13 protein-coding genes and 1 tRNA gene are annotated in these 17,122 nt (G+C 73.1%); 9 read left to right on the top strand and 5 right to left on the bottom strand.

All coding sequences use genetic code 11. The features are described from left to right. Positions 1-4 precede the first annotated feature (4 nt). Positions 5-3,511, bottom strand: coding sequence for a helicase-related protein (locus ET526_RS14240; RefSeq protein WP_135468374.1), 3,507 nt, complete (start codon positions 3,509-3,511; stop codon positions 5-7). 412 nt (positions 3,512-3,923) lie between these two features. Then, positions 3,924-4,014 (bottom strand) — tRNA-Ser (locus ET526_RS14235). A gap of 271 nt (positions 4,015-4,285) precedes the next feature. On the opposite strand from ET526_RS14235, the gene dnaK reads away from it, so the two are divergent. The 3 genes from dnaK (at position 4,286) to ET526_RS14220 (ending at position 8,180) form a co-directional block, all read left to right on the top strand. After that, positions 4,286-6,214 carry a molecular chaperone DnaK gene (gene dnaK / locus ET526_RS14230; RefSeq protein ID WP_135468373.1) on the top strand — a complete coding sequence of 643 codons (1,929 nt, stop codon included), beginning with the start codon at positions 4,286-4,288 and terminating at the stop codon, positions 6,212-6,214. Between the two features lie 167 nt (positions 6,215-6,381). Further along, entirely contained in the window at positions 6,382-7,536 is a 1,155-nt protein-coding gene (dnaJ, locus tag ET526_RS14225) for a molecular chaperone DnaJ (RefSeq protein WP_135468372.1), read from the top strand. A gap of 173 nt (positions 7,537-7,709) precedes the next feature. Next, positions 7,710-8,180, top strand: a complete 471-nt coding sequence (locus ET526_RS14220; protein ID WP_408869765.1) for an Lrp/AsnC family transcriptional regulator — start codon at positions 7,710-7,712, stop codon at positions 8,178-8,180. Positions 8,181-8,237: 57 nt separating this feature from the next. Here the strand turns inward: ET526_RS14220 and ET526_RS14215 are convergent, their stop codons facing one another. Then, positions 8,238-8,900, bottom strand: a complete 663-nt coding sequence (locus tag ET526_RS14215; protein ID WP_135468371.1) for a flagellar hook assembly protein FlgD — start codon at positions 8,898-8,900, stop codon at positions 8,238-8,240. A 17-nt stretch (positions 8,901-8,917) separates the two neighbouring features. Next, positions 8,918-10,195 (bottom strand): flagellar hook-length control protein FliK, encoded by a 1,278-nt coding sequence (locus ET526_RS14210; RefSeq protein WP_135468370.1) that lies wholly within the window; start codon positions 10,193-10,195, stop codon positions 8,918-8,920. A gap of 204 nt (positions 10,196-10,399) precedes the next feature. Here ET526_RS14210 and flgE point away from each other — a divergent pair, with 204 nt between their 5' ends. From flgE to ET526_RS14185, 5 genes are all read left to right on the top strand, one after another. After that, positions 10,400-11,725: a flagellar hook protein FlgE gene (gene flgE / locus ET526_RS14205; RefSeq protein ID WP_135468369.1), complete on the top strand. Its 1,326-nt coding sequence runs from the start codon at positions 10,400-10,402 to the stop codon at positions 11,723-11,725. A 74-nt stretch (positions 11,726-11,799) separates the two neighbouring features. After that, positions 11,800-13,299, top strand: coding sequence for a flagellar hook-associated protein FlgK (locus tag ET526_RS14200; protein ID WP_135468368.1), 1,500 nt, complete (start codon positions 11,800-11,802; stop codon positions 13,297-13,299). Between the two features lie 24 nt (positions 13,300-13,323). Beyond that, positions 13,324-14,376 carry a flagellin gene (locus ET526_RS14195; RefSeq protein WP_135468367.1) on the top strand — a complete coding sequence of 351 codons (1,053 nt, stop codon included), beginning with the start codon at positions 13,324-13,326 and terminating at the stop codon, positions 14,374-14,376. Between the two features lie 96 nt (positions 14,377-14,472). Further along, a complete protein-coding gene (locus ET526_RS14190; RefSeq protein WP_135468366.1) occupies positions 14,473-14,931 on the top strand; it encodes a flagellar biosynthesis repressor FlbT in 459 nt (152 codons plus the stop codon). Further along, a complete protein-coding gene (locus tag ET526_RS14185; protein WP_135468365.1) occupies positions 14,928-15,677 on the top strand; it encodes a DUF1217 domain-containing protein in 750 nt (249 codons plus the stop codon). The genes ET526_RS14190 and ET526_RS14185 overlap by 4 nt, the downstream gene beginning before the upstream one ends. Here ET526_RS14185 and ET526_RS14180 read toward each other — a convergent pair. Next, on the bottom strand, positions 15,587-15,943 hold the full coding sequence (locus tag ET526_RS14180; RefSeq protein ID WP_135468364.1) for a hypothetical protein: 357 nt from the start codon (positions 15,941-15,943) through the stop codon (positions 15,587-15,589). The two genes, ET526_RS14185 and ET526_RS14180, sit on opposite strands and share 91 nt — an antisense overlap. A gap of 105 nt (positions 15,944-16,048) precedes the next feature. Here ET526_RS14180 and ET526_RS14175 point away from each other — a divergent pair, with 105 nt between their 5' ends. Further along, positions 16,049-17,101, top strand: a complete 1,053-nt coding sequence (locus tag ET526_RS14175) for an AbrB family transcriptional regulator (RefSeq protein WP_135468363.1) — start codon at positions 16,049-16,051, stop codon at positions 17,099-17,101. The last annotated feature ends 21 nt before the right edge of the window (positions 17,102-17,122 follow it).

The following is a 17,122-nucleotide window of genomic DNA, read 5'->3' as shown; positions in this document are numbered from 1 at the left end:
CCGATCATGATGGCTGGCTGCCGATTGTCAGCAGATCTGCGACGTTGAAGGCGACGGCGGTCTCCGCGAAGCCAAGCTCCCGCTGGAAGAATCGCCGCACGTAGACCGGCTCACGTGCGAACCCGGCCTCGACCTGCACGATCGCCAGGACGAACGCTTCCGGGCTGTTGAGCGAAGCCAGCAGTTCGTTCTTCGTCAGCATGATGACGTCGCCATCTACGTGCCGCCCCTTCACCTCCAAAAAGCGCAGGTGACCGGCTTTCACGTCACGGCTTTCGATGTCCCAGCCCTTCTTCTCGGCCGAGACGTCGCGCGGCACATGCCCGAGCGCCCGCTCCGCGGCCATCACAGCCTCCATGGCAAGGCGCTCCACCTCAGCGCGGGAGGTCGCGTCCTCCGCAAAGCCCGCCGGAACGGGCGTGCGTGTCGGCTGGCTCCGCGCAACAAGGAGGCCTTTCGGGATGATCAGCGCGGCGCCCTTCATGACCGGTGGCAAGGCAGTGATCTGCCGCTCGCGAGCCAGCTCCTCCTGGCGCTTGTGCAAGCGCTCGACGAGCCGCTGGGCCGTAGCCTCCGCGTTGCTGGCGTTGATGCGCTGTTCCTTCCCGGCGCGCTCCTCTTCACGCAGTCGAGCCGCGCGGGCATCCCAGTAGTTGATCTCGCGGGTCAGGCGCGACCTGACTTCGCGCTCCACCTTGTCGATTTCGGCCAGCCGGCGGCGCTTCACCTCGCCAAGGTGCTCTGGGACCAGCTTCGCGATGGCGTAGCCGAGTGCCTGCTGCTCGACGCTGCCTGAGAGCCAGGGCGCCGTGATCGCATCCGCGACCAGATCCCGTTCCTCGGCCGTTATGGGGCGGCAATCGAGATAGGGCGCCGGTCCACCGTCGGCGGCCGTCCCGTCTTCGCGGAGATGGATGAACTGCAGGCGCTGCGAAACGACGCGTGGCTCGCCCGATTTCGCCATACGGCCGTCGCGGATGGCGTGTTCGAGGTAGACGAGCAGGCGCGGGGAGAGGCCCTCATCGCCCTCATCCACCAGCACGGCGCCTTGCTGCAGCAGTGGCTGGAAGCGCTCCAGCACCACGTCCAGAACGGCGTCGAGCAGTGGATGGCCGGGCGCCATGAGTTCGGCCTGCGGCTTGCCGGGCACGAGACCCTTATCGAAGGTCACGCGCGCATAGCGGTCCAGCACAGGATCGCCGCGCCCGATCAGCCGATCCCGGTGCTTGAGCACCGGCGGCACGCGCAGGATTTCGAAGCGGCCCTTCTCGCGCTCGGCGATCCGCCCACCGAGAAGCTGGAATGCCTCCCGAAAGAAGGCGCCGATGAAGTGAGGCTGCAGGCGGCGGGCCTGGGCGCGCTCCATCTCCTCGCGAATGGCGGCGACCGCGTTGGGATCCATGCCCTCCGAGGTCAGCTTGCGTTCGGCGACGAGGCGCTCGATCGCATCCACGTCCACCGCGTCGTCCACCTTCTGGAAGAGGCGGCTCTTCGTCTCGGGCGCATCACCGTAGCGGATGGCGTCTACCAGGAGGTCGCGAAGGGCCTGGCCCTCGAACAGCTCGCCAAGGACGTCGTAGACCTTGCCACCCAGGGCCGCCCGGGCCTGCTCCAACTTCTCCAGGAGCCGCTGGTAGACCTCGCCCTCACGGGTGTTGGTCGCGCACAGGTTCCAGAGGTGGCAGACCTCGGTCTGACCGATGCGGTGGATGCGCCCGAAGCGCTGCTCCAGACGATTCGGGTTCCACGGCAGGTCGTAGTTGACCATGAGGTGGGCGCCGCGCTGGAGGTTCACGCCCTCGCCGGCGGCGTCGTTCGCGATCATCACCCGCACGACCGGGTCGGAGTTGAAGGCCGCGATCGCCGCGCGCCGAGCCTCGCGCGCGATGCCGCCGTGGATGACGACCACCGAGGCCGGATCGCCGACACGGGCGGCGATCTTCTGCTGCAGGTACTCCAGCGTGTCCTTGGGCTCAGTGAAGATCAGGATCTTCCGCCGCAGCCCGGTCGCCGGATCGAGCATGATGGGATCGTCGAGGATGGCCTCGAGCTCGCGCCACTTGGCGTCCTGGCCGGAGAGCTTGAGGCGCAGGGCCTGCGCTTCGAGATCCTTGAGGATGACGATCTCGGCGTCGAGTTCGGCGAGGGTGGCGGCGGCGGTGGCCTGGTCGGCGATCTGCTCCTCAATGGCCTCCGCTTCTTCGCCGGGCGCATCTTCGAGGTCGTCGGCGTCGAAGCTGGGCAGGACAGGCACGCGGCTGAGCGGCGCACCGCCATTCTGCCGCAGGAGCTTCTCCTCGCGCAGCCGCTCCTCCAGGCGCTTCCGGCGGCGTTCCAGGGAGCGGTGGATGGCAGCCGGGGAGGAAGCGAGGCGCCGCTGCAGGATCTGCAGGGCGAAGCCCACGCTGTTCTGCCGCTTGCCGTCGCCGGAGCGATCGGCGCGGTTCATCTCCTCCCGCACATACGTCGTGACGGCGTGATAGAGGGCCGACTCCGCGGGCGAGAGCTCGTAGCTGGCGGTGTAGGCACGCCGCTCGGGGAAGAGGGGCGTTCCGTCGAAGCGGTAGAGCTCCTCTTTCGTGAGGCGACGCATCATGTCGGAGACGTCCGCCTTGTGGACGCCTTCGCGGAACCGCCCCTCGAAACGATCGGCGTCGAGCAGCCCCATGAAGAGCTGAAAGTCCGCTTCCTTGCCGTTATGCGGCGTCGCAGACATCAGGAGGAAGTTGCGAGCCATGCCGCCGAGCATCCGGCCGAGCTTATGCCGCTGGGTCTCCTTGACCTCACCTCCGAAGTACGACGCGGCCATGCGATGCGCCTCGTCGCAAATCACCAGGTCCCATTCCGGGGCGGCGTTCAGCTTGGCCTTCAGCTCGTCCGACCGGGCCGCCATATCGAGGCGGAGGATCAGGCGGTTCCGCTCGGCGAAGGGGTTGCCGGTGACCGAGTTCTCGATCTGATCCCGCGACAGGAGATCGAAGGAGAGGCCGAACTTCTCGGCCATTTCCTCCTGCCACTGCTCGACGAGGCTTCCCGGTGCGACGATCAGGCAGCGTTCCAGGTCGCCACGGATCAGGAGTTCCTTGATGAGCAGCCCCGCCATCACAGTCTTGCCGGCGCCCGGGTCGTCTGCCAGCAGGAAGCGCAATGGCTGCCGCGGCAGCATCTCGCCGTAGACGGCCGTGATCTGATGGGGGAGCGCCTCGATCTGGGACGCGCTGACGGCCAGGTAGGGGTCGAAGAGGTGGGCCAACCGGAGGCGGTAGGCCTCGGAAGCGAGGCGCAGCAGGCTGCCGTCCGCGTCGAAGGCATAGGCTCGGCCTGCCTCCAGGAACTCGAAGGCAGCCTCCTCCCCGCGGTAGACCAGCCGCTCGCCCACGCGCCCATTCACGCGGAAGACCAGGTTCAGCGCATCCGGGCCGAACCTCGCCACCTGGACGATTTCGGCCACGCCTGCGGCGTCCAGACCGCGAAGTCGCGCCCCAGCTTTGATGTCGTCGAAGGTTGCCATGCCGGATGGATTATTGCGCGTTAATTGACGGAACACAACTAACCCGAGAGCAATCGCCCTCGTTGAACTATCCCGTCGCGCTTTATCTGATCGACTGCCGCAGCACCACGGCGCAATCCGCCGACCCGGCTTCGCTTCCGTACCGAGTGTTCGCTTGCGAAGTACGGATCTTTGGCAAGTGGAATGCGAACTCGGACCAGTGCCAGCCGGGTCGGAATCGGCCTTTGATCGGGGTTTTTCAGAAGCGTACTTGATCGGCTAAGTCAGGAGGTCCGGAGAGAATTGGTCTCCGGAGAGCGATTTTCGACCGTTTCCGCGCCAAGCCAGTCAACAGGCCTGCCCCGAAAACCCCAAGAAACCTGCCACTCAGCACGGTGGCCCGCCTGGCGGAGAGCACGGCTCGCACGGGAACTGGCGGAGAGGGTGGGATTCGAACCCACGGTACCCACGGGGGGTACATCGGTTTTCGAGACCGACCCGATCGACCGCTCCGGCACCTCTCCACGCGCCGCCGATCCTATAGGGCGCACCGCCGGGAAGGACAATGGAGCCCTGCTGCCCGGGCATCTGCCCGCCCCTTGTCCGCCGCCCTCCGCCTCAATACATCGCAGGGCGACACGGCCCGCCTGGCCGGGCGGAGCCGGATCCTACCAACCCATCCGTCGCAGGACGGGGGCGGGCACGGTGCCACAGAGGCGGGTCCCCCGCCGCCGCAGGGCGGTCGGCGCGGGCGCCCGCAGGGCCGGTCCCGCCTGCCATGAAGGAGCATTACGGATGAGCAAAGTCATCGGCATCGATCTTGGCACCACGAACTCCTGCGTTGCCGTCATGGAAGGCAAGGACGTTCGGGTGATCGAGAACGCCGAGGGGTCCCGCACCACCCCCTCCATGGTCGCCTTCGCCAAGAACGGGGAGCGTCTGGTGGGCCAAGCGGCGAAGCGCCAGGCGGTGACCAACCCCCAGAACACCCTCTACGCCGTCAAGCGCCTGATCGGCCGCCGCTTCGACGACCCGATGGTCCAGAAGGACATCGGCCTCGTCCCCTACAAGATCGTGCGCGCCGACAACGGCGACGCCTGGGTCGAGGTCGAGGGGCAGCGCTACGCGCCGCAGCAGATCTCGGCCATGGTGCTGACCAAGATGAAGGAGACGGCCGAGGCCTATCTCGGCGAGAAAGTGACACAGGCCGTCATCACCGTCCCCGCCTACTTCAACGACGCCCAGCGCCAGGCGACCAAGGAAGCCGGGCAGATCGCGGGCCTCGAGGTGCTGCGCATCATCAACGAGCCGACCGCGGCCGCGCTGGCCTACGGGCTCGACAAGAAGCAGTCCGGCACCATCGCGGTCTACGACCTCGGCGGCGGCACCTTCGACATCTCCATCCTCGAGATCGGCGACGGCGTCTTCGAGGTGAAGTCCACCAACGGCGACACCTTCCTGGGCGGCGAGGATTTCGACCAGCGCGTCATCGACTACCTGGCCGACGAGTTCCGCAAGGAGCAGGGCATCGACCTGCGCGGCGACAAGCTGGCCCTGCAGCGCCTGAAGGAGGCCGCGGAGAAGGCGAAGATCGAGCTCTCCTCCTCCAAGGAGACCGAGGTCAACCTGCCCTTCATCACCGCCGACGCCTCCGGGCCGAAGCACCTGGTGATGAAGCTGACCCGCGCCAAGCTCGAGGCGCTGGTCGACGACCTGATCCAGAAGACCCTCGGCCCCTGCCGCCAGGCGCTGAAGGATGCCGGCATCGCGGCCAACGAGGTGGACGAGGTGATCCTGGTCGGCGGCATGACCCGCATGCCCAAGGTCATCGAGACGGTGAAGCAGTTCTTCGGCAAGGAGCCGGCCCGCAACGTCAACCCGGACGAGGTGGTGGCGATCGGCGCGGCCATCCAGGGCGGCGTGCTGAAGGGCGAGGTGAAGGACGTCCTGCTGCTCGACGTGACGCCGCTCTCGCTCGGCATCGAGACGCTGGGCGGCGTGTTCACCCGGCTGATCGAGCGCAACACCACCATCCCGACCAAGAAGTCGCAGGTGTTCTCCACCGCCGACGACAACCAGACCGCGGTCACCATCAAGGTCTACCAGGGCGAGCGCGAGATGGCGGCGGACAACAAGCTGCTCGGCCAGTTCGACCTGGTGGGCATCCCGCCCGCGCCGCGCGGCGTGCCGCAGATCGAGGTCACCTTCGACATCGACGCCAACGGCATCGTCAGCGTCTCGGCCAAGGACAAGGCCACCGGCAAGGAGCAGAACATCCGCATCCAGGCCAAGTCCGGCCTGTCCGAGGCCGATATCGAGCGCATGGTGAAGGATGCCGAGGCCCACGCCGAGGAGGACCGCAAGCGCCGCGAGGCGGTGGAGGCGCGCAACCAGCTCGACGCGCTGGTGCACTCCACCGAGAAGACGCTGAAGGAGAACGGCGACAAGGTCCCCGCCGCCGAGAAGGCGGAGGTCGAGCAGGCCATCGCCGCCGCGCGCTCGGCCATGGAGGGGCAGGACGCCGCCGCCATCCGCGCCGCCGGGGAGCGCCTGTCGCAGGCCGCCATGCGGATGGGCGAGGCCCTCTACCGGGCGCAGCAGGCGGCCGGGCAGCCCTCCGGCCAGGGCGGCGAGGGGCCGGGGGCCGGCCCGGGCGGCGGCGCCGACAAGGTCGTGGACGCCGATTTCGAGGAAGTGGACCCGAACAAGAAGAAGCAGGGCTAAGCTTCCGCGGCCGTTGCGTTCCGTGAGACGGCCGGCCCCCTCCCCCATCGCCCCATGGCGAGAGGACGGGGCCGGCGCCGCGCCCGGTTCCCAGGCGGGGGCCGGGCGCGCGCATGCGGCCACGGGCACGGCTTGGGGACACGCCCGCTAGGGGAACAGGCGCGGCCATGGCCAAGCGAGACTACTACGAGGTGCTCGGCGTCGGGCGCGACGCGACCGAGGAGGACCTGAAGAGGGCCTACCGGCGCCTCGCCATGAAGTACCACCCCGACCGCAACCAGGGGGACAAGGAGGCCGAGACCCGCTTCAAGGAGGTGAACGAGGCCTATGACGTCCTGAAGGACCCCGAGAAGCGCGCCGCCTACGACCGCTACGGGCACGACGCCTTCGCACCCGGCGGCGGGCCGGGGGGCTTCGGCGCGGGTGGCTTCGGCGGCGGCCCCTTCGGCGCCGGCGGCTTCGAGGACATCTTCGAGGAGATGTTCGGCCGCTTCGGCGGCGGTGGGCGGCGGCGCCAGGCCTCGGGCCGGGGCGCCGACCTGCGCACCCATGTCGAGATCACGCTCGAGGAGGCCTTCGCCGGCACCAAGAAGACCGTGCGGGTGCCGAGCAGCGTCGTCTGCGAGGCCTGCAGCGGCACCGGCGCCGAAGGCGGGTCCACCGCCGCCCAGACCTGCCCGACCTGCCAGGGCATCGGCAAGGTGCGGGCGCAGCAGGGCTTCTTCCTGATCGAGCGCACCTGCCCCACCTGCGGCGGGCAGGGCCGCGTGATCAAGAACCCCTGCAAGGTCTGCCAGGCCACGGGCCGGGTGCAGCGCGAGCGCACGCTCAGCGTCAGCATTCCCGCCGGGGTCGAGGACGGCACGCGCATCCGCCTCGCCGGGGAGGGCGAGGCCGGGCTGCGCGGCGCGCCCGCCGGCGACCTCTACGTGGATGTCGGCATCAAGCCGCATCCGCTGTTCCAGCGCGACGGCGCCAACATCTTCGTCCGCGTGCCGCTGCGCATGACCCAGGCGGCGCTCGGCGGCTCGGTCGAGGTGCCGACGGTGGACGGCGGAAGGGCCAGGGTGACGATTCCCGCGGGCACCCAGTCGGGCGACCAGTTCCGGCTGCGCGGCAAGGGCTTCTCGGTGCTGCGCAGCGCCGCGCGCGGCGACATGTATGTGCAGGTCACGGTGGAGACGCCGCAGAACCTCACCCGCCGCCAGCGCGAGCTGCTCGAGGAGTTCGAGGCCGAGGCCACCAAGGCCGGCAAGACCAGCCCCGAGGCCGAGGGCTTTTTCGCCAAAGTCAAGGAGTTCTGGGACGGGCTGGGGCGGTAGGGGCGGACCCGTCCGGGCGGAGCCCATGGACGGCCGGGCCGGCAAGGCGCCGGCAGTGCCGCCCGTCGCGCCGGCGCCCCGCGATCCGGAAAGGTTTTCTCCACACCCCGCTGGATCCGGGCGGGTGCGGGAAAATCCTTTCCTTCTCCCCCGCCTGCTGGCAACACATCCCCATGGACGAGATGCCCGCCCTCGACGCCATGGACCGCGCCATCCTCCGCCTGCTGCAGCGGGATGCGGGGCTGTCCCTGGCCGAGATCGCCGCCGAGGTGGGCCTCACCCCCACCCCGTGCTGGAAGCGCATCCGGCGCATGGAACAGGCCGGCGTCATCCTCGGCCGCGTGGCGCTGGTGGATCCGGCGAAGGTCGGGCTGCCGCTGTCGGTGTTCGTGGAGATCGAGTCGGCCGACCATTCCGCCGCCTGGATCGAGCGCTTCAACGCCGCGCTCGACACCATGCCCGAGGTGGTGGAGTGCTGGCGGATGGGCGGCGACGTGGACTACCTGCTGCGCGTGGTGGTGCCCGACATCGCCTCCTACGACGCCTTCTACCGCCGCCTCGTCGCCGCCGTGCCGAGCCTGCGCAACGTCACCGGCCGCTTCGCCATGGAGCGGGTGAAGGGCACCACGGCGTTGCCCATCTGATCCGCCCGGCGGCATCGCCGGACGCCTCCGTGCGCGTCCCGCGAGGCGAGGCCGGGATCACCCGCCGGGCAGGCTGCGCACCTTGTCGAAGCCGACATCGAACCCGCCCAGCATCAGGCGCAGCTCGCCGCCGCGCCGCTCGACGCCGGTGACGCGGGCGAGCGCCGTGGCGTCCAGGGCCCGCGGGGCGCCGGCGGCATCCACCCCGGCGATGACGGCGAAGCCATAGGCTCCGTCCGGCAGGGGCTGGCCGGCGGCGTCGCGCCCGTCCCAGCGCCATTCGCGCGGATCCTTCCCGAGCGCCACGCGCTCCTCCCGCACCGTGCGGCCCTGGCCGTCCTGGATCAGCACCGTCGCCTCGGCGGCGGCGCCGGCGGCCGGCAGGCGCAGGGTGGCGGCGCCCCCCTGCAGCGCGAGGCGCCCGCCCTCCACCTCCACCTGGCGCCCGAGCAGCGGCGCCGCGGCGATGAGCTGCGAGCCCTGCTGCAGCCCGATCAGCTCGCGCAGGCTGGCGTTGGCGCGGATCTGCTGCTCGACCTGCGCGAATTGCACGAGCTGCGCGGTCATCTGCTCGGGGCTCATGGCCTTGGTCGGGTCCTGGTTGCGCAGCTGGGTCGTCAGCAGCGTGAGGAAGGTGTTGAAGTCCGAGCCCAGGCCGCTGCCGCGCGGCGCGGTGGCGGACGGGGCCGCCGAGGGCTGGATGATGGTGACGTCGGCCATGGCCGGCTCCTCCTTCGTCAGGCGGTGATGTCGAGCAATGCGGTCAGGCCGCCGCGCGGCGCCGGGGCGACCAGAGCCTCGGCCGAGGCGACGGGCGCCGCGGCATGCCGCCCCCCGCCGCCCTGCTGCCTCCTGTCCCGTGCATCCGCCGCATCCTGGCCGGCCAGGCCGAAGCTCAACCCGCCCGCCTCGGTCTGGACGCCGGCCTGGTCGAGGGCGCGGCCGAGTTCCCGCTGGTCCCGCTGCAGCAGCGCCAGGGTCTCCGGCCGTTCCGCCAGGATCCGCACGGCATCGCCCTCGCCGCCGCGCTCGATGCGGATCTCCACCCGGCCGAGTTCGGGCGGCTCCAGCGCGATCCGCAGCGCGGAGCGCTCCCCCGGCAGTTGCACGAGCGCGATGGCGACCGGCGCCACCTGCTGCGCCGGCGGCGGGGCGGGGCGGGGGGGCGGGGCGGCGGGCGCGGCCGCCTCCTCCGCCGCGGGCGGCGCCGGGCTGGCGGCGAAGGCGGGGCCTGGCGCCGCGTCCCGGGCCGCCGCCTCGGCGATGGCAGGCGGAGCCGGGGCGGCCGCCGGCGCCTCCGCCGGGCGCGCGGCGGGCGCGGGGGCCTCGGATGCGGCCGGCGCGCCATCCGCCAGCGGGACCTCGGACGCCGCGGGGCGAGGCGGAGCGGCGGCGCCTTCCTCGGCCGAGGCGGGCCGGGCCGCGGCGTCGCCGGCCGCCGGCCGTTCCGCCCCCCCTCCCTTCGCGGGCGGGACGGGGCCTGCGGGCCGCGCCTCCTCCCCGCCGACCGTCGGGGGGGTGCCCTGGACCGCGCCGGCGGCATGGCCGGCCGAGGGTCCGGGACCGCCGGCCGGCTCCGCCGGGGAGGGTCCCTCCTCCCTCCCCCCGGGCGGCGGCGGGCCGGCCTCCGGCACGGGGCCGGTCTCCGGCACGGGCCACCCGGCCATGCCGGGGTTTGGCGCGGCGTCCGTGCCGGGCTTGCGCGGCGCCCCTCCTTCGGCCGGGGGCGCCGGAGCGGCCGCGGCCGCCGCGGGCTGCCCATCGGGGAGCGGCACCGGCAGGGGAGCCGGAAGTGGCACGAGCAGGGGCGGGCCGGGCGCCGCGGCCTCTCCGGGCGCCGGCGCTTCGGGGGCGGTGCCGCCCTCCCCCGCCACCGGCACCGCGCCCTCGCCGGGAAGGGGCGGGGCGCCGGCGGCCCGGCCGAGCAGGGCGGCGAAGGCCTCGGAGGGCGGCACCGCCCCGCCGGCGGGCGGCGCGGCGTCACGGCAGGGGAAGGCGAGGGCGAAACCGGGCACGGGCTCCATGGCCCGGCCAGGGGCAAGAGGCGGGCCAGCCCTGGCGGGGCCACGGGCGGCAAGCCGCGCCCGCCCCGCCGGCAAGCCCTGCCGGGCAGGCGGCAGGGACGGCCGGGCGGGGCGCCCCCGCGCCTGGCACGGCGCCTGCACGCCCTCCGGCACCGGCCGCCCGCGCGGCCGCGCCCCACCGCCGGAGTCGCCCGCATGTCCCTGTTCGGCTCGCTCACCACCGCCATCAGCGGCCTCACCGCGCAGAGCCGCGCGCTCGGCCACGTCTCGGACAACGTGGCCAACAGCCAGACCATCGGCTTCAAGCGCACCGACACGAATTTCGTGAACTACCTCACCCACTCCTCCAACAGCGCGCACATGCCCGGCGCGGTGATCGCGCGGCCGGACTACACCAACGGCATCCAGGGCATCATCGAGCAGTCGGAGGAGCCGCTGGCCATGGCCATCGGCGGCCAGGGCTTCTTCAGCGTCGCCGCCGCGCGCGGCGTGGTGAACGGCCGCCCCGTCTTCGACGACCGCCAGTTCTTTACCCGCGCCGGCGACTTCCGCCTCGACAAGGACGGCTACATGGTGAACGGCTCGGGCTACTACCTGCAGGGCTGGCCCTCGGACCAGGCCGGCAACCCCGACCGCACCACGCTGGAGCCGATCCAGGTGACGCAGCAGGTGTTCAACCCGATCGCCACCAGCCGCATCGAGCTCGCCGCCAACCTGCCCGCCGATCCCACGGCGGGCCCGGTGCGGACGCAGGCGCAGGTCTATGATTCGCTCGGCCGGCGCTTCACCGTGGATCTCGACTTCACGCCGGTCACCGGCACGCCGAACGCCTGGGACCTGAACCTGCGGGTGCCCGGCAATGTCGGCGGCGCGGCCGCGGAGGACCGCGGCACGGTGCGGGTGGTGTTCAACAGCAACGCCGCGCCGCCCATCGGCGACGGCACGATCGCGGACATCTTCGACGCCGGCGCCGCCGGCACCATCACCCCGCCGGCCAGCAACGCGCCGCGCGACCCGGCGGAGCTCTCCTTCACCGCCGATTTCGGCCAGGGGCCGCAGACCATCCGGCTCAACCTCGGCGCCTTCGGCGTCGCCCAGGGCCTCACCCAGTACGCCGGCAGGGAGTTCGCCGTGCGCAACCTGGCGCAGGACGGCGTCCCCCTCGGCTCCTACGCCGGGCTGACGATGCGCGAGACCGGCGACGTGGTGGTGAACTACGACAACGGCCAGAGCCGCGTCATCGCCCGCGTGCCGCTGGTCGCCTTCAGCGACCCCGACAAGCTGCAGCGCCTCGACGGCCAGGCCTTCATGCGCACCGTGGAATCGGGGGAGGCACGGGTGACCGATCCCTCCTCCAACGGCGTCGGCAAGCTGATCACCGGCTCGGTCGAGCGCTCGAACGTGGACATCGCCAACGAATTCACCAAGCTGATCGTGGCCCAGCGCGCCTACACCGCGAACACGCGGATCGTCAGCGCCAGCGACGAGATGCTGCAGGACACCATCAACATGCGCCGCTGAGGCGCGGCCGCGGGGCGCGCGCCGCCGCCGCGTCAACCCCGCCTTAACCGCCGTCCCGCCAGGCTGGACACGCCATGAGCCTCGACCTCGCCCTCGGCATCGCCCGCAGCGGCCTCGCGGCCGTGCAGCGCGGGCTTGCGCAGTCCTCGCAGAACATCGGCAACGCCGAGACGCCGGGCTACACGCGCAAGACCGTGCCGCAGCACGCCGCCTCCGGCGCCGGCCTGCCCGCCGGCGTGCGCACGGGAGAGGCGCAGCGCGCCGTGGATTCCGCCCTGCTCGCCCGCCTGGAGGAGAGCCGCGCCGGAGAGGCCGCGGCGGCGCTGCGCGAGCGCCTGCTCTCCGGCGTCGAGCGGGCGCAGGGCGCGCCCGGCGACGGCACGGCGCTGACCGACGCGCTCGGCGCGCTGCGCGGCGGGCTGATCGGCCTGCGCGCGAGCCCCGCCGATGCCGGGCTGCAGCGCGGCGCGCTCGAGGCGGCGGAGACCCTGGCGCGGCGCCTGAACGAGACCAGCGACGCCATCCAGCGCGCCCGGCAGGAGGCGCAGGACACGATCGAGGGCGAGGTCGCCGCCATCAACGCCACGCTGCGCGAGATCGCCGCCCTCACCAACCGCCTGAAGAGCGGCCTGGAGGGCGACCCCGCCGCGATCGAGGACCGGCGCGACGCCGCCGTGGCGCGGCTCGCGGAAAGCCTCGAGGTGCGGGCGGTGCGCCAGGGCAGCGGCGACATCGTGCTGATCGCGCGCGGCGGGATGGTGCTGCCCCTCGACCCGGACAGCGACGTCTTCTCCGTCGCCCCCGCCACCCTCTCGCCGCAGGCCTTCCACGGGCCGGGCGGCACGCTGCCGGGGGTGATGCTGAACGGCCTCGACGTCACCGCCAGCCTGCTCGGCGGCCGGCTGGGCGAGGCGGTGGCGCTGCGCGACCGCACCCTGCCGCGCCTGCAGGCGGAGGCGGACCTCGCCGCCGCCCACATCGCCGCGCGGTTCGAGGCGCAGGGCCTGCGCCTGTTCACCGACACCGGCGGCGGCGTGCCGGCCACCGGCGCCTATGCCGGCAGCGCGCAGATCGGCTTCGCCGGGCGCATCGCCGTCAACCCGGCGGTCGCGGCCAACCCCGCCCTGCTGCGCGACGGCACCCACGCCGTCCCCGGCTTCGCGCCGAACCCGCCGGGCGGCCCCGCGGGCTTCGCCACCCTGCTCGACCGGGTGCTCGACTTCACCTTCGGCGCCGACGCCGCGCCCGGCACGCCCTGGCCGGCGGTCCCGGTCACGGGGCTCGGGCCGGATGGCAGCCTCGCCTCCCCCTTCGCCGCGCCGCCGACGATCGAGGGCTATGTCGCCCGCCTCGTCTCGGCGCAGGCCGCCGACCGCGCCGCGGCGACGGCGGCGCGGTCGGAGGCGGGCAGCCTGCGCACCTCGCTGGAGGCGCGGCTGCGCCGCGAGAGCGGCGTGGACGTGGATGCCGAGATGGCCGGGCTGGTGGCGCTGCAGAACGCCTACGCCGCCAATGCCCGCGTGGTCGGCACGGTGCAGGCGATGTGGGATTCGCTGCTCGCGGCGATGCGATGAGCAGGGCGCGGAGGAGAGGAGGCCATGGGCGGCATTGATCTTCTGGGCCGTCTCGACCAGGACACGGCGCGGATGCGGCTGCAGCTCCAGACGCTGACGCGCCAGCTCGGCACCGGGCAGCGCGCCGAATCGCTCGGCGAGCTGGCGCCGCAGCTGCCGCGGGCGACGACGCTCAAGGCGGAGATCGCGCGGCGCGACGCCTACGGCGCCGCCATCGGCCTCGCGCAGGACCGCAGCGCCGCGGCGCAGCTCGTGCTGTCGCGCCTGATCGCCATCGGCCGCGAATTCGCCGAGGAGGTGGCGATGAAGATCGACCCGCGCGATCCGCAGGCGCTCGGCCCGGTGGCCGAACGGGCGCGGGCGGCGCTGGTCGAGGTCGGGCACCTCCTGAACACGCGCCATGCCGGGGAGTATCTGTTCGGCGGCTCCGACTTCGCCAACCCGCCGGTTCCCGACCCGGAGGGCCTGCCCTCCGGGGGCATGGCGACGCAGATCGCGGCCGCCGTCGCCGGCCTAGGGGGCGGCAACGCCGCCGCCGTCGCGGCCGCCACCCGCCTCGCGGCGCAGACCGACGACACCCCCTTCTCCACCTTCCTCACCACCACCGGCCTCGCCGAGCCGCGCCGGAGCGTGCCGGCGGAGGACGGAAGGCTGGTTCCCTACGGCCTGTTCGCCAACCGCAACGCCGCCGCGGCGTCGGAGGGGGAGACGGCGGGCGGCTGGGCGCGCGACCTGATGCGTGGGCTGATGAGCCTCGCCGCGCTCACACCCGCCCATGCCGCCTCCCCTGCCGACCTGCAGGAATTCGCCGCCACGGTGCGCGAGGGGCTGCGCAGCGCCACGCGCGCGCTCGGCGAGGAGGCGGGGGCCCTCGGCCAGACCGAGGCGCAGCTCGCCGCGACACGCCAGCGGCACGAGGCGGTGCAGACCGTCCTGCGCGGCGAGCTGGCCGGGATCGAGGAGGTGGACCTCGCCGAGACGCTCTCGCGCCTGCAGCAGACGCGGCTGGCGCTGGAGGCGAGCTACAGCGCCATCGGCCGCCTCGGCGGCCTGACCCTTGCGAGTTTTCTGCGCTGAAGGGGCCTGATTTCAGGGGCCGTTAAGCGGCGCCGGCCAGGATGGAGCCAGCACCGCGGCGCCCGCCGCGGCGGCGCGGATCGAAAGGAAAAGCCAATGTCCACGCTGGTTCTCGAATTGCGCCCGGGCGACATGATGGTCGTCAACGGCGCCCCGATCCGCTTCCGCAACCGCGCGCGGATCGAACTCGCCGCCAAGGCCCGCTTCCTTTTCGGCAAGCAGATCATGCCGCCCGAGGCGGCCACCACCCCGGCGCGCCGCATCTACTTCGCCCTGCAGACCGCCTATATCGGCACCGAGCAGGAGCGCGCGGCGGGCCTCGCCGCGGCGCGTGGCCTGGTGGCGGAGTTCCAGGCCGCCACCACCTCGGCCCAGGCGCGCGCCCTGCTGAGGGAGGCGCTGTCCCTGGCCGAGGCCGATGACTGCTACGCGGCGCTGAAGCGCGTGCGGCGGGTGATGCTGCACGAGGCCGAGGTGCTCGGCCTGCCGCCGCCCGCCGCCGCGCGGCAGGAGGCGCCGCGGCGGCCGCCGCCGCCGGGCTGGGCCGGGGCATGATGGACCTCGCCACGGCCATTCCGGCGCTGCGCCGGGCCATGACCCCGGCGGCGGAGGCGCAGGCCATGGCCCGCTTCGCCCGCGACCCCTCGCTGAACCGCCAGATGCAGGCCTTCGCGCGCGCGGTGGAGCGCGCGCCGGACCTCAACGCCGCGCTGCGCGACCCGCGGGTGCTCGGCGTGCTGCTGCCGGCGCTCGGCCTGCCGGAGGGGGTGAACCAGGCGGGGCTCGCGGCCCGGGCACTGGTCGCCGACCCGAAGGATCCGCAAGGGCTGCTGGCGCGGCTGCCCGACAGGCGCTGGAAGAGCGTTGCCGAGACGCTGAACCTCGCCGAGCGCGGCCTCGAGGGGCTGCGCGATCCGAAGCTGCACGCCACCCTGGCCGACGGGCTGCGCCGCATGGCTTGGCGGCAGGAGCTGGACCAGCGCCACCCCGGCATTGCCGACGCCATGGCCTTCCAGGAGCGCGCCGGGACGGTGCGGGGCCCCTACGACGTGCTCGGCGACCCGGTGCTGCGCCGCGTCGTCACCGGCGCCCTCGGCCTGCCGCCGCAGCTTGCCCTGCAGTCGGTGGAGGCGCAGGCGCGCACCCTGAACGGCCGCTTCGACGTGGCGAAGCTGCAGGATCCGCGCCAGGCGGCGCGGATGGCGGAACGCTACCTGCTCGCCGCCGGCGCCTCCGCCTCCCCCTGGGGCGGCGGGGCGGCCGTGCTGCCCGGCTTCCCGGCGGGCGGGCTGCTGGCCTGATCGGGGGCGGGCGTGCTGGCACGCGCGGCCGTGCGATAGGCCTCGAGCTCCCGCTCGCTCGGGATGGTGCGGGCCTCGCCCCGGGCGTCGCGGAACTCCAGCACCACCAGGCCGAGCGAGGGTTCCAGCCGCAGCGTCGGGTTGGGCAGCGCCGCCGCGGACGCCGCCGTCTCCGCCATCTCCGTGGTGGCGGGGGCGGGCGATGCCGTGCCGGCGCTGCGCGGCGAGGGCGGGCCTTGCGGTGGCAGGGCGGGCGGGATGGGCATGTCTGTTCGCTCCCCGCGTCCAGGAATCCGGCAGAAGGATTGCCAAAGGGTTGACGCGCCGGCCGGGTTTGACGGGCCGCCGCCACGGGGCGAAGCTGGCGGGCCTTGCGCAGCGCCCGTGCCCTCCTCCCCGATCGCACGCAGATCCTGACCGCCCTCGCCGCCACCGCGGGCGGCGCGGTGCTGTCGCTGCTGCAGGTGCCGCTGGCCTGGATGATCGGCGCGCTGGTGGCCACCGCCGCCCTCGGCTGGAGGCGCCCGGTCGCGATGCCGGAATGGGCCCGGCCGGCGGGGCTCGTCCTCCTCGGCCTCGGACTCGGCGCCACCTTCTCCGGCCCGGTGCTGGCGGCGGTCACGGCGGCGCTGCCGGCGCTGCTGGCGGCGGGCCTCATCAGCATCGCCGCCGGCATCGCGGTGGTGCCGGTGTTCACGCGCCTTGCCGGGACGGATGCGCGCACCGGCTGGTTCTGCTCGGTGCCGGGCGGGATCATCGTCATGGCCATGCTGGCCCAGGAGGCGAAGGTCTCGGTCGCCACGGTGACGCTGGCGCAGACCATGCGTGTCCTGGTGGTGGTACTGAGCTTCCCGCCGCTGCTCGGCTGGCTGGCGCCGCCCGGCGATTACGGCGCCTTCCTGGCGCCGCGCCAGCCCTTCCACCTGCCGGGCCTGCTGGCGATGGCGGCGGCGGGGCTGCTGCTCGCCTTGCCGCTGCGGCGGCTCGGCTTCGCCAACCCCTGGATGCTCGGGCCCTGCGCGGTGGCGATCGGCCTCGCCGCCGCCGGGGCGCTGCCCTCCGGCGTGCCGGGGCCGCTCCTGGACGCCGCGCAGGTGGCGATGGGCGCGACGCTCGGCCTGCGGCTGAACCGCGGCTTCCTGCTCGGCTCGCGGCGGCTGGTGCGGGCGGCGATCCTCGCCGCGGCGGCGCTCAGCCTGCTGCTGGCGGCGATCGCCGTGCCCTTCGCCCTGCTGGCCGGACTGCCGGTGACGGCGGCGATCCTCGGCTTCGCGCCGGGCGGGATGCCGGAAATGGCGCTGACGGCCAAGGCGCTGGACCTTGCCGTGCCGCTGGTGCTCGGCTTCCACCTGACGCGCACGGTGCTGAGCAACCTGCTGGTCGGGCCGATGCACCGCCTCGCGGCGCGGCTGCGGCTGCTCTAGGCCGCGTGGACAAACCGGTAG

Origin of the sequence: Crenalkalicoccus roseus (assembly GCF_004761865.1) — a bacterium.
GTDB lineage: Bacteria > Pseudomonadota > Alphaproteobacteria > Acetobacterales > Acetobacteraceae > Crenalkalicoccus > Crenalkalicoccus roseus.
The sequence above is the reverse complement of the archived record's forward strand: the minus strand, read 5'-3'. Positions and strand labels throughout refer to the sequence as shown.

Coding starts and splice junctions, on each gene's coding strand:
- ET526_RS14240 (WP_135468374.1), bottom strand. CDS start 3,511: ATGGCAACCTTCGACGACATCAAAGCTGGGGCGCGACTTCGCGGTCTG.
- ET526_RS14215 (WP_135468371.1), bottom strand. CDS start 8,900: ATGGCCGACGTCACCATCATCCAGCCCTCGGCGGCCCCGTCCGCCACC.
- dnaK (WP_135468373.1), top strand. CDS start 4,286: ATGAGCAAAGTCATCGGCATCGATCTTGGCACCACGAACTCCTGCGTT.
- ET526_RS14220 (WP_408869765.1), top strand. CDS start 7,710: ATGGACGAGATGCCCGCCCTCGACGCCATGGACCGCGCCATCCTCCGC.
- ET526_RS14180 (WP_135468364.1), bottom strand. CDS start 15,943: ATGCCCATCCCGCCCGCCCTGCCACCGCAAGGCCCGCCCTCGCCGCGC.
- ET526_RS14200 (WP_135468368.1), top strand. CDS start 11,800: ATGAGCCTCGACCTCGCCCTCGGCATCGCCCGCAGCGGCCTCGCGGCC.
- ET526_RS14185 (WP_135468365.1), top strand. CDS start 14,928: ATGATGGACCTCGCCACGGCCATTCCGGCGCTGCGCCGGGCCATGACC.
- ET526_RS14195 (WP_135468367.1), top strand. CDS start 13,324: ATGGGCGGCATTGATCTTCTGGGCCGTCTCGACCAGGACACGGCGCGG.
- flgE (WP_135468369.1), top strand. CDS start 10,400: ATGTCCCTGTTCGGCTCGCTCACCACCGCCATCAGCGGCCTCACCGCG.
- dnaJ (WP_135468372.1), top strand. CDS start 6,382: ATGGCCAAGCGAGACTACTACGAGGTGCTCGGCGTCGGGCGCGACGCG.
- ET526_RS14190 (WP_135468366.1), top strand. CDS start 14,473: ATGTCCACGCTGGTTCTCGAATTGCGCCCGGGCGACATGATGGTCGTC.